The organism is Sinorhizobium fredii USDA 205, from assembly GCF_001461695.1.
Classification (GTDB): domain Bacteria; phylum Pseudomonadota; class Alphaproteobacteria; order Rhizobiales; family Rhizobiaceae; genus Sinorhizobium; species Sinorhizobium fredii.
This window is the reverse complement of the sequence record NZ_AUTC01000045.1, coordinates 74,637-86,424: the sequence shown is the minus strand read 5'-3', so window position 1 is coordinate 86,424 and position 11,788 is coordinate 74,637. Positions and strand designations below refer to the sequence as shown.

Annotated in this window: 10 protein-coding genes; 6 read left to right on the top strand and 4 right to left on the bottom strand. The window is 62.7% G+C overall.

From position 1 onward, the window contains the following. Positions 1-10 precede the first annotated feature (10 nt). Both N181_RS06310 and N181_RS06305 read right to left on the bottom strand, forming a co-directional pair. Entirely contained in the window at positions 11-1,600 is a 1,590-nt protein-coding gene (locus tag N181_RS06310; RefSeq protein ID WP_037394130.1) for a DHA2 family efflux MFS transporter permease subunit, read from the bottom strand. 84 nt (positions 1,601-1,684) lie between these two features. Then, complete coding sequence (locus N181_RS06305) at positions 1,685-2,899, bottom strand: HlyD family secretion protein (RefSeq protein WP_037435151.1); 1,215 nt, start codon at positions 2,897-2,899, stop codon at positions 1,685-1,687. 246 nt (positions 2,900-3,145) lie between these two features. Here N181_RS06305 and N181_RS06300 point away from each other — a divergent pair, with 246 nt between their 5' ends. Further along, positions 3,146-3,832 carry a TetR/AcrR family transcriptional regulator gene (locus tag N181_RS06300; protein WP_037394092.1) on the top strand — a complete coding sequence of 229 codons (687 nt, stop codon included), beginning with the start codon at positions 3,146-3,148 and terminating at the stop codon, positions 3,830-3,832. 19 nt (positions 3,833-3,851) lie between these two features. Here N181_RS06300 and N181_RS06295 read toward each other — a convergent pair whose 3' ends face one another. Further along, positions 3,852-4,190 (bottom strand): VOC family protein, encoded by a 339-nt coding sequence (locus tag N181_RS06295; protein WP_234885891.1) that lies wholly within the window; start codon positions 4,188-4,190, stop codon positions 3,852-3,854. 200 nt (positions 4,191-4,390) lie between these two features. Here N181_RS06295 and N181_RS06290 point away from each other — a divergent pair, with 200 nt between their 5' ends. The 4 genes from N181_RS06290 (at position 4,391) to lysS (ending at position 9,572) form a co-directional block, all read left to right on the top strand. After that, complete coding sequence (locus tag N181_RS06290) at positions 4,391-5,230, top strand: AraC family transcriptional regulator (protein WP_037394087.1); 840 nt, start codon at positions 4,391-4,393, stop codon at positions 5,228-5,230. A gap of 182 nt (positions 5,231-5,412) precedes the next feature. After that, positions 5,413-6,168, top strand: a complete 756-nt coding sequence (locus N181_RS06285) for a TerC family protein (RefSeq protein WP_037394084.1) — start codon at positions 5,413-5,415, stop codon at positions 6,166-6,168. A gap of 439 nt (positions 6,169-6,607) precedes the next feature. Then, entirely contained in the window at positions 6,608-8,065 is a 1,458-nt protein-coding gene (gene gltX / locus N181_RS06280) for a glutamate--tRNA ligase (RefSeq protein WP_037394117.1), read from the top strand. Positions 8,066-8,075: 10 nt separating this feature from the next. Continuing rightward, a complete protein-coding gene (gene lysS / locus N181_RS06275; RefSeq protein WP_014329869.1) occupies positions 8,076-9,572 on the top strand; it encodes a lysine--tRNA ligase in 1,497 nt (498 codons plus the stop codon). An 86-nt stretch (positions 9,573-9,658) separates the two neighbouring features. Here lysS and N181_RS06270 read toward each other — a convergent pair whose 3' ends face one another. After that, positions 9,659-10,306, bottom strand: coding sequence for a hypothetical protein (locus tag N181_RS06270; RefSeq protein ID WP_037394081.1), 648 nt, complete (start codon positions 10,304-10,306; stop codon positions 9,659-9,661). Positions 10,307-10,507: 201 nt separating this feature from the next. Between N181_RS06270 and N181_RS06265 the strand changes: the two genes are divergently transcribed. Next, positions 10,508-11,743: an NAD(P)/FAD-dependent oxidoreductase gene (locus tag N181_RS06265; RefSeq protein ID WP_037394078.1), complete on the top strand. Its 1,236-nt coding sequence runs from the start codon at positions 10,508-10,510 to the stop codon at positions 11,741-11,743. Positions 11,744-11,788 lie beyond the last annotated feature (45 nt).

The window sequence follows — 11,788 nt, the reverse complement described above, 5'->3', positions numbered from 1 at the left end:
TTGCCGGGCTTTAGTGCCCACTACCTCCGGGGCCGGCGCCCTCCGGCTTCTTGATCATCAGCACGCCAAGGATCATCGCCAGGAACAGGGCAGTGAGGATCAGGAACACGTCGATGAAGGACATGATGACGGCCTGCTGCTGGACCATCGCAGCCAGCTGCTTGACGGCGGCCGTCGCGCCATCCAGGCCGTAGGCGTCGAAGTTCGACGTCATATTGTTCAACCGATCGATCGCCTCCGGATTGCCCCACTGGATATGTTCGGCCATGCGGGCATAGTGGAGATCCTGGCGCTGCGTCAGGATCGTGTTGATGATCGCGAGGCCGACGGCGCCGCCGAGGTTGCGCGTCAGATTGAAGAGGCCGGAGGCGTTGCGGATTCGTGCCGGCGGCAGCGTGCCGAGCGCGATATTGTTGATCGGCACCATGCACAGCATCAGCGAGCAGCCGCGCAGGATCTGCGGCACGAGCAGTTCCCAGAAATCCCAGTCCGCAGTCAGCTGGCTCATCGTCCAGGTGCCCGCCGCAAAGCCGGCAAAGCCGATGGTCATCATCAGGCGCGGGTCGAGACGGCCTGCCAGGAATCCGGCGACCGGGGCGGTGAGGAACATGGCGAGGCCGGAGACGAACATCGTCTCGCCGATCATCAGCGAATCGTAGCCGCGGATGCGCCCGAGATAGAGCGGATAGAGATAGGTGAGGCCGTAGAGGCCGATGCCCATCACGAAGGAGAACAGCGAACCGAAGGTGAAGTTGCGATTGGCGAAGGCCCTGAGATCGACCACCGGAAACTCCACCTTGAAGGCCCGGTAGAAGAAGATCGCAGCGGCCACAGTCGCGGCGACCGCGCCGATGACGATGTAGTCGTCACTGAACCAATCATTGGCATTGCCCTCCTCCAGCACATATTCGAGCGAACCGAGGAAGATCGCCATCGAGAACAGGCCCCACCAGTCGAACTTCTTCATCAGGCCCAGTTCCGGCTCGTCGAAGTCGATGAAAATCCAGGTCAGCGTCGCGACGATGATGCCGGGAATGACGTTGACGAGAAACAGCCAGTGCCAGGAGAAGGCATGACTCAGGTAGCCGCCGACCGTCGGGCCGATGGTCGGGGCAAGCGTCGCGATCAGGCCGATGATCGGCGAGACGATATTGCGCTTCGATGGCGGGAAGATCGTGAAGGCGGCGGCGAAGACCGAGGGGATCATGCCGCCGCCGATGAAGCCCTGGATCGCCCGATAGACGATCATCTGGTCGATATTGGTGGCGGTTGCGGCAAGCGCGCTGGAGGCGGTGAAGCCGGCGGCCGCGACGGAGAACAGCACCCGCGTCGAAACGATGCGGGCAAGCGTACCCGACAGCGGGATCATGATGACTTCGGCAATCAGGTAGGAGGTCTGCACCCAGCCGATCTCGTCCGATCCGGCGGAAAGTCCCGCCTGGATTTCGGCAAGTGAGGCCGAAACGATCTGGATGTCGAGGATCGCCATGAACATGCCGACGACCATCGCGAAAAAGGCGATGAGCCGCCGCGGATCCATGCGCTCCTCGGCCCCGGCGCCGCTTGTCGCCACCGGGCCCGCTGTTGCCGTCGCAGCCATGTCTGCTACTCCTTGCGCCTAATCTTGCTGGTGCGGGATGCGGGCGGAAAACCGCTCACACTTTTCCTCATCCCGCTCGCGCGCTTATTTCGCTTCGGCGACCTTCGCGGCTTCCGGCGCCGTGCGGGTGTCGACGTCGACCACGACGCTCAGGCCGGCCCGCAGGTTGCCCTTGGCGAGCGCGTCGACCGGGAGCGTGATCCGAACCGGCACGCGCTGGATAATCTTTGTGAAGTTGCCGGTGGCATTTTCCGCCGGCAGCAGCGAGAAGACCGAGCCGGAGGCTGGCGAAATCGATGCGACGGTACCCTCGATCGAGTGCTCGTCGTAAGCGTCTACATGGACCTGGACCTTCGATCCGGGAACCAGATGGGCGATCTGCGTTTCCTTGAAATTCGCGTCAATATAGAGCTGATCCACCGGCACGAGGGCGGCAAGGCGCTGGCCGGCCGAGACGAGGTCGCCGACCTGGACGGCGACATTGCCGATGACGCCGTCATAGGGCGCTTTCAGCACGGTGAAGCCGAGGTCGCGATTTGCCTTGTCACGCGAAAGCTCCAGCGAACGGATCGTGCTGTCCGATTCGGCGCGCTGCGCCTCGAGCACGGTGATATTGGCCTTTGCCGAGGCGATGTTGGCTTCGGCGCCGACGAGATTTGCCCGCGCCTGATCGAGCGCAACCTGGGCGCTGTCGCGTGAAGCATCCGTTCCAAAGGCCCTGGATTGGAGATCGCTGGCGCGCTTTTGGGTGAGTTCGGCACCCCTGACCGCCGCTTCGAAGGCTTTCTTCTGGGCCTCGGCCTGGCTGAGGCTCGCTTGGGCGCCGGCGATCTGCGCATCGAACCGGCTGAGCGCCAGCTTCTGCGTGGCGATCTGCGCCTCGGCCTGCTCCGCCGCGATGCGATAGTCACCGTCATCCAGCGTGACGAGCGGATCGCCCGCCTTCACATGCTGATTGGCGACCACATCGACCTTGGCGACATAGCCGGAGACTTTCGGAGAGATCGTCGCGATGTCGCCCTCGATATAGGCGTCATCGGTCGAGACCATGAAGCGGCCGTTGGTCCACCAGTCGTGGCCGTACCAGGCCCCGGCGGCGAGCAGCGCCAGTCCGATGGCTGGAACAATCGGCTTGCGGCGCTTCTTGGCGGGAGCGACAGCCTCGGCAGCTGGACGATCCGTCACCGGCGGGGCCTCGCCGGTCGGGGCCTTGGCTTCTGGGCTCGGAGCATCGGCGCCTTCGAAATCGTCGTCGACCGGACGGACGCGCGCTACGCTGGAGGTGCTGGAAGCGGACATGGGACACCGTTTTGGCTAAATTAGCTAAATTGAACTGAACCGTTCGGTTCGATTGATCTTGACATAATGCCTTTTGCGTCGCATATCAAGAGGAAATCGAACCGAGCGGTTCGAAGTGATGAGCAAGGTAAAAAACAGCGAGGTTCCTCCCCGCGCCTTGCTTTCTATCGCAATCGATCACGTTTATGATTCTGGAATTGGTTCCAGGATCCTCGTGATCTACAGGAGTGGAAACGTCCGGCGATTATGACCTCAGCGAAAAGCGCACAGCAGGAAAAGTCCCTGCAGCAGGATCAGCACCCTTCGAGCGGGCGACGCGCCGCCGGCGAGGACCCGGTCAAACGCGAGCAGATTCTCGAAGGCGCCAAGCGCGTTTTCATGCGAAGCAATTTCGACGCCGCCAGCATGAACGACATCACCCGCGAGGCCGGCGTTTCGAAGGGTACGCTCTACGTCTATTTCGAGAACAAGGAAGATCTCTTCGAGGCGCTCATCGCCCGCGAGCGCAGCCGCATCGTCAGCAGCATCAAGCAGTCGCTGAACGACATCGAGCCGATCGACGAAGCGCTTCACGATTTCGCCGTGACGCTGGTGACCAGCATAACCTCCGACTACACGATCCGCGCAATGAGAACCGTGCTCGGCGTGATCGACCGCATGCCGCGGCTCGCACAGCGCTTTTTCACCGCGACACCGGAAAATGGCTACACCGTATTGAAGGCCTATCTCGACCAGCAGGTGGCAGCAGGCACGCTCTGGATCGACGATACGGAACTGGCCGCCAAGCAGTTCATCGAGCTTTCCATGGCCGGGCTCTTCAAGGGCCGCCTGTTCGGCATGTGCGACACCGTCCCGGCCGGACAAATCGAAAAGAACGTGACATCGGCCATCCGCGTCTTCATGGCCGCTTACGGCCCGCGGCAACTCCGCTGACGGCAATACGGGGGCATTCCTAAGCCGGGCTGCACATCTGCAGGCGATTGCCGAACGGATCGTAGAAGCTCGCAAAGGTCACGAAGCCGGGGAACACCTGCGCATCCTCGCACTGGACGCCGCGGCGACGCAGTTCCACGACCGCCGCCTGGCAATCCTCCACCGTCAGGACGAGGGTCGTCCCGGTGGACGGGATCCAGCCACTCGCGGCCAAAGTCACCGAAACGTTCCCGCCCGCCGCCCCGGGGGAGAATTCGATCCAGCCGGCATCGGGCAGGTCGTAGATCGGCGGCCCGAACCCGAGCACCTCGCCGTAAAACGCGCGGGCGCGATCAAGGTCGGTCACCGAGATCGACACCACATTGATTCCGCGAAACAGAGCGCCAAACGTTGTCATGGTTTGAAAAGTAGATCACGGATTGCTGAGGTCGAGGCGGACGACAGCCCGAAATTGCCGGCAATGCGTTCGGCGCTATCTTTTCAGGAATCCAGCAACGGCGATCAAACGCGCCCTCCGATAAACCCGTAAGAGCTAGGTCGCCGACCACGGGAGTGAACATGAGTGCCATCGGAAGGGCGATCTGGTACATCGAAAGCCATTTCGCGAAGGATATAACACTGGAGCAGATTGCCGACGCCGCCGGCCTGTCGCGCTATCACCTGTCGCGCGTTTTCGGCCTTGCGACCGGCCATTCGATCAGCGCCTATATCCGCGGTCGCCGGCTGAGCTCGGCGGCGCTTCTGCTGGCAAACGGCAACTCCACCATTCTCGAGGTGGCGCTCGATGCGGGCTACGGCTCGCACGAGGCATTCACCCGTGCCTTTCGCGAGCAGTTCGGCATGACACCCGAATCGATCCGCAAGCAAAGGCATCTCCGCAATATCGAATTGATGGAGCCCATCAGGATGGACGACACGCGCAAGCTGAAGATCGAACCGCCGCGCTTCGAGGAGGGCACTGCCCTGCTCCTCGCCGGCCTTGAAGAAACCTATGCCTATAATCGCACCGAAGGAATCCCTTCGCTCTGGCAACGCTTCAACACCCATTTCGGCCATATTCCGGGCCAGCGCGGCAACGTTGCCTATGGCGTCTGCACCCACGCCGATGCCGAGGCCGGTAGCTTTCGCTACATGGCGGCTGTCGAAGTCGGAGATGCGGACGCACTGCCAAAGGGGTTCTCAACCTTGAGACTGCCGAAGCAACGCTATGCCGTATTCCTGCATCGCGGCCACATCTCGGCGATCTCGACCACGGCCCACGAGATCTTCGGCACGTGGTTTCCGCAATCCGGCCTCGAGCACGGCGAGACGCCCGATCTCATCGAACGCTACGACGAGCGCTTCGACCCGGATTCCGGCATGGGGATCGTCGAAATGTGGGTTCCGATAAAACAGTAAACGGTAAAACGCTGCCGCAAAACCGCGGCAGCGCTTGCCACTTCGGCGCTACTCCTTAAATACTGCGGGCTAGTCTGGCGCAACGATGCGCCGCGGAGGGGAAAGTGCGTGCGGTTTTCCGCCCGCCTTCCGCTCCGGTTTGTTGGACCGGTCACGCTTCGTCAGAAAGGAACAGTTCGCCGATGCAGGAAATCCTCACGCTCGCTCAAAGCCCGGAGGCTTGGATCGCGCTCATTACGCTCATCGTGATGGAAGTCGTCCTCGGCATCGACAACCTGATCTTCATTTCAATCCTCACCAACAAGCTGCCTGCTGAGAACCGCGTCAGCGCCCGGCGCATCGGCATCGGTCTCGCGCTGATCATGCGGCTGGGGCTGCTCGGCACGATCGCCTGGATCGTGCAACTGACCGCGCCGGTCTTCGAGGCCTTTGGCCACGGCTTCTCCTGGAAGGACATGATCCTGATCGCCGGTGGCCTCTTCCTCGTCTGGAAGGCGACGAAGGAAATCCACCACAGTGTCGACCCGAGCGACCATGGCGAGGATTTCATCGCAAGCTCGGCGATCAACGGTTTCACCGCTGCGATCGGCCAGATCCTCCTGCTCGACCTCGTCTTCTCCGTCGACAGCATCATCACCGCCGTCGGCATGACCCCGCATCTGCCGATCATGGTTATCGCCGTCGTCGTCGCCGTGACGGTCATGCTGGTTGCTGCCAACCCGCTTGCCAACTTCATCGAAAGGAACCCGACGATCGTCATGCTGGCGCTCGCTTTCTTGCTGATGATCGGCACGACACTGATTGCCGAAGGCATGGGCTTCCACGTACCGAAAGGCTACGTCTACGCCGCCATGGCCTTCTCGGCACTGGTCGAGATCCTCAACATGGTCGCCCGCAACGCGCGCATCAGGAAGCAGCAGGCCTCGAAGCTGCACTGACCGCGCCCTTGCGACGTTGCGAAGAGGCCCGCATTCGTATGAATGCGGGCCTCTTGCTGCGGGAGGTAGGCGAGGATGCGAGCTGGACGGTGTCAGGAGCTCGCCTGCCGTTTCGTTGGCCACGGGAAGAAACCGGCAAAATTCCCGTGTTCTCCATTTCCGTCGCGTCCGGTTGCCACAGTCCGCGTCCTCGACTGCGATAACGCAGCAGCGCGGGTAGCGTTCCAAGCCCATGGCGCGCCAGCGTCAAGAAGGCACGCGCCTTCCTCTTTCCGTTGACATCAGGGGCTTTCTATGGTCTCACCCCTGCCGACTGGAATTGCCCGCCGATACCGCTGCCGCGGCACCCTTGCGGGCCTTCCTTCCCATAAAATGCGCGCCCGCACGCTGGTAGGCATTCCGGCAAGGGCCCAAGAGCACGTCAAGACGGGCAATGACCATGGCAGATTCTGCAGTCCGGGTACGCATCGCCCCCTCCCCCACCGGCGAACCGCATGTCGGCACCGCCTATATCGCGCTGTTCAACTATCTCTTCGCCAAGAAGCACGGCGGCGAATTCATCCTGCGCATCGAGGACACCGACGCGACGCGCTCGACGCCGGAATTCGAGAAGAAGGTGCTGGATGCGCTGAAGTGGTGCGGGCTCACATGGTCGGAAGGCCCGGATATCGGCGGCCCCTATGGGCCCTATCGCCAGAGCGACCGCAAGGACATCTACAGGCCCTTTGTCGAGAAGATCGTCGCAAATGGCCATGGCTTCCGCTGCTTCTGCACGCCCGAGCGGCTGGAGCAGATGCGCGAAGCGCAACGCGCTGCCGGCAAGCCGCCGAAGTATGACGGCCTGTGCCTCAGCCTTTCCGCCGAGGAAGTAACCTCGCGCGTCGCCGCCGGCGAGCCGCATGTTGTGCGCATGAAGATCCCGACGGAAGGCGCCTGCAAGTTCCACGACGGCGTCTATGGCGATGTCGAGATTCCGTGGGACGCGGTCGACATGCAGGTGCTGCTCAAGGCCGACGGCATGCCGACCTATCACATGGCGAACGTCGTCGACGACCACCTGATGAAGATCACCCATGTGGCGCGCGGAGAGGAGTGGCTCGCCTCCGTGCCGAAGCACATCCTGATCTATCAGTATCTCGGCCTCGAGCCGCCGAAGTTCATGCACCTGTCGCTGATGCGCAATGCCGACAAGTCGAAGCTGTCGAAGCGCAAGAACCCGACCTCGATCTCCTACTACACGGCGCTCGGCTACCTGCCGGAAGCGCTGATGAACTTCCTCGGCCTGTTCTTCATCCAGATCGCCGAGGGCGAAGAGCTGCTGACCGTCGAAGAGCTCGCTGAAAAGTTCGATCCGGAAAACCTGTCGAAGGCCGGCGCGATCTTCGATATCCAGAAGCTCGACTGGCTGAACGCCCGCTGGATCCGCGAGAAGCTCTCGGAGGACGAGTTCGCCGCGCGGGTCTTCGCCTGGGCATCGGAAAACGATCGCCTCAAGGAGGGCCTGAAGCTCTCGCAGTCGCGCATCTCCAAGCTCGGCGAACTGCCGGATCTCGCCGCCTTCCTCTTCAAGTCGGATCTCGGCCTGCAGCCCGCCGCCTTCGCCGGGGTGAAGGCGTCGCCCGAGGAGATGCTCGAAGTCCTCAACACCGTTCAGCCGGACCTCGAAAAGATTCTCGAATGGAACAAGGAATCGATCGAGGCTGAACTGCGCGCCAGTGCAGAGCGGATGGGCAAGAAGCTGAAAGCCGTCGTCGCTCCCCTCTTCGTCGCCGTATCCGGTTCGCAGCGTTCGCTGCCGCTCTTCGATTCGATGGAACTGCTCGGCCGCGCCGTGGTGCGCCAGCGGCTCAAGGTGGCGGCGCAGGTGGTCGCCTCCATGGCGGGCAGCGGAAAGTAAGGACACGACCATGAACGAGAAGACAGAAACCGCCGGCCTTTCCTCCGACGCGACGGAAGTGCGCGCCCAGAAGCTGAAGCTGCTGCGCGAGCAGATCGGCGATGTCTATCCGGCGCATTTTCACCGGTCGATGACCAATGTCGAACTCGCTGCCAAATATGAAGGCCTGGAGCCGGACACCGAAACGCAGGATGTCGTGACCGTCGCCGGCCGCGTCTTTTCCTCGCGCAACTCCGGCATGTTCATGGATCTCCATGACGCTTCCGGCAAGATCCAGATCTTCTCGCACAAGGACACGACGCCGGAAGAGGCGCGCGCGCTGCTGCCGATGATCGACATCGGCGACATCATCGGCGTTACGGGCATTGTCCGTCGGACCAAGCGCGGCGAGCTCACGATCAACGCGCAAGCGATCACCATGCTGACCAAGTCGCTGCTGCCGATGCCGGAGAAGTGGCATGGTCTTGCGGATATCGAGCTGCGCTACCGCAAGCGCCATCTCGACATCATGACCAATGAAGAGTCGAAGCTCCGCTTCCGGCAGCGCAGCCGGATCGTTTCCGGAATCCGACGCTTCATGGAAAACGACGGCTTCATGGAAGTCGAGACGCCGATGCTGCATTCGGTCTATGGCGGCGCAACCGCCGAGCCGTTCAAGACGCATCACAATACTCTGAAGCTCGACATGTACCTGCGCATCGCCCCGGAGCTCTACCTGAAGCGCACACTGGTTTCGGGGCTTACCGACAAGGTCTTCGAGATCAACCGCAACTTCCGCAACGAAGGCGTCTCCACCCGGCACAATCCGGAATTCACGATGATGGAGTGCTATTGGGCCTATGCCGACTACGAGGACATCATGGACCTCGTCGAGCGGCTTTTCGCTGAACTGGCGGTCTCGATCCACGGCACGACGGAATTCGCCTATGGCGACAAGGAAATCTCCTTCAAGGGTCCGTTCCGCCGCGTGCCCATGCCGGACGCCGTCAAGGAAGTGACCGGCATCGACTTCCTCGCGATCAAGACCGACGAGGAAGCGCGTGCCGCCACCCGCGCCGCCGGCTTCGAAATCGAGAAGGACGCAACCTGGGGCGAATGCCTCGCTTTCGTCTTCGAAGAGAAGGTCGAGCCGACGCTGATCCAGCCGGCCCACGTCACGCACTTCCCGAAGGATATCTCGCCCTTCGCCAAGGAAGTGCCGGGCGAGCCGCGTCTCGTCGAACGTTTCGAGACCTATTGCAACACCTGGGAACTCGGCAACGCCTTTTCGGAACTGAATGATCCGGAAGAGCAGCGCGCCCGCATGGTCGAGCAGCTTGAGCAGGCCCATGTGCGCGGCGAAAAGGCCAAGCAGCTCGACGACGAATTCCTCGATGCGATCGACCAGGGCATGCCGCCGGCCGGCGGCCTCGGCATCGGCGTCGACCGGCTGATCATGCTGCTCACCAACGCGCCGTCGATCCGCGACGTCATTCTCTTCCCGGCCCGTCGCCACAAGGCCGACTGAGCGGGACCAGCAAACCCCGAACAGGAAAGCCCATCGCCCAGGCGATGGGCTTTTCGTATTGGCCTGAACTGTTAAGTGGTGCGGATTTAGTGGCCGCCGTGTCCTTCGGCAGTCTCGACCGGATGCTCGCTGGCTTCCGAAGCCCCCGCGCCTTCGGCCTCGGCCGCCGCGGGATCGATGCAAGGCGAGTGATCGTCCATATTGGCCATGATGGCGCGAACCTCGTCGAGCCCGAGGCTCATCACTCTGCCATGGAACATGCCGTCCGGATTGGCCGTGCCGTCGTTGTAGGAAGCCCGGAACGGCTCGTCCATGCCCTTGACGCTCTGCGGACCTGGCGCGAAGAGCACTTCGGCACCGACCGCCGCACCGCGCACCGCGGCGCGCTCCTGCGGGCCTGCCGCATCGAGCACGACGACTTGGTAGAGGTCGGCCCTTTCCTTCTTGGCAAGTGCGCCGACGACGCGCAGCGCGGTGCGAACGCGGTCCGGCCCGCCGGCCCTGTCCGTCTTTACGTGCATGCGTATCCAGCGCTGCCCGCGGTGGTCGAGCTTGAGCGTCCTGAGCGTCGTGCATTCGAGCCCGGAGGCGGAGGGTTCCGAGAGCCGCGCGGCAATTTTGTCGCGTCCTACATAGACGGCCGCGCCGCCGGACGCGGCCGAGACGGCAAAAGCCGCAGCCAGGATGACCACGAGCCGCTTCGAAGGACGCAGTTTACTGAAGATAGCCTTCACAGGCGGCTCCGCTGTGGACGCAAATACAAAAAAGCCAGAACGGCATTGAAGATAGTCGAAACACCCTTTCGGAAAGCTTAAACGGCCATCCGGATTACTGAGCGAAATGCTGCCTGGAACAGGCGCAAGCCTCTTGCTCTCCTGCCGGCCATCACTAAAAACGAAGCGGCAATTCTCAGTTAGAGGGACCGGCGGGGTATCATGGCGCGTATCGGAATAGTCGGAGCGGGAATTATCGGCTGCGCCGCGGCGGTTCACCTCATCGCCGAAGGTCACGCGGTCACCGTTTTCGAAAAGGACGTCGACGGCCTGCCCGCGTCGGTCGGCAATGCCGGCATACTCGCCGTTCCGGAGATCGATCCGATGGCCCGCCCCGAAATGCTCTTTGCAGCGCCGAAATGGCTCGTCGATCCGCTTGGGCCGCTGACACTCCGCTGGCAGGACCTGCGGGCGCTTGCGCCATGGCTATTTCATCTCCTTCGGGCGGCGCGCCCAGCCCGGGTGGAACGGTCCCGTCAGGCCCTGCTCGGCCTCATGCGCGACGCTCTCGCCGCGCATGAGGCGATGGCGAGGCTTTGCGGCATTTCCGGCCATATGAGCCCGACCGGGGCTCTGACGATCTTCGACAGCGAGGCTGCCCTCGACGCCGCCTTCTGGCACGATCAGGCAACCGCCCGGCTTCTCGGCTTCGGCGTCGAACGGCTCGACGCCCGCGCCGCCCGCGACCGGGTTCCCGCACTCGAGGGCACGTTTGCCGGCGGCGTCTTCAGCAGCGGATACCAGACTTTTCTCGACCCGCTGAAACTGCTGCGCGACGTGCAGCACCACGTCCGGCAATACGCTACGCTTGTCGAAGCCGGCGTCGAGGCCGTGCAGCCAGGCGCCGAGGGGGTCACGGTCATCGCCGACAGCGGCGAACGGCAGGTCTTCGACAAGGTGGTGATCGCCGCGGGCGTATGGTCGCGCACGCTCGTCCGCAAGCTTGGGCTGAAGGTGCTCTTGGAAACCGAGCGCGGTTACAACACCACCTTCGCCGATCCCCTCGTAAAGCTGGAACTGCCGATCTTCTTCGCCGAGCACGGTTTCGTGGCGACGCCGCTTGCCAACGCCCTGCGCATCGGCGGTGCCGTGGAACTGGCACGGCCGGAGGCGCCGCCAAACTATGCGCGAGCCGCCGCGATGCGTCAGAAGATGCGGCGTTATGTTCCGAGCCTTCCCGAGACCGGCGGCAAGGAATGGATGGGCCGGCGCCCCTCGACACCGGATTCGGTGCCGGTCATCAGCCTTCATCCGGCGGACCCCCGTATCGCCATGGCCTTCGGCCACGGTCATCTCGGCCTGACGCTCTCGGCGATCACCGGTGCGAAGGTTGCCACTATCCTCTCGAAAGGGGCCAGTGCCGATCTCGAACCCTTCAGCATCGGGCGTTTCCAGTAGCCCAACGAAACCCGCTTGATTGACTTTCCCCCGCAGTTTGCCCAT